Here is a 442-nt window from a genome sequence, read left to right on the forward strand (position 1 = left end):
AGGATGTGGAGTCGCAGAGACAACCAGGAGGTTGGCTTAGAAGCAGCCACCCTTGAAAGAGTGCGTAATAGCTCACTGGTCTAGTGATTCCGCGCCGACAATGTAGCGGGGCTCAAGCGTACCGCCGAAGTCGTGTCATTGCAGCATAACGCCCAACGGCGGCTGTGATGGGTAGGGGAGCGTCGTCTGCCGGGTGAAGCAGCACCGGAAGGTAGTTGTGGACGGTTGACGAGTGAGAATGCAGGCATGAGTAGCGATTCACACGTGAGAAACGTGTGCGCCGATTGACTAAGGGTTCCTGGGTCAAGCTGATCTGCCCAGGGTAAGTCGGGACCTAAGGCGAGGCCGACAGGCGTAGTCGATGGATAACCGGTTGATATTCCGGTACCCGCTGTGAAGCGTCAAACATCGAGCATCGTGATGCTAAGGCCGTGAAGCCGCC

General features: G+C 57.2%; 1 rRNA gene. It reads left to right on the plus strand.

Features of this window, described 5'->3' with window-relative positions:
- Positions 1 to 442: ribosomal RNA gene (locus K7787_RS31465) — 23S ribosomal RNA — on the plus strand; the annotation flags it as partial.

The organism is Streptomyces sennicomposti, assembly GCF_019890635.1.
Lineage (GTDB): Bacteria > Actinomycetota > Actinomycetes > Streptomycetales > Streptomycetaceae > Streptomyces > Streptomyces sennicomposti.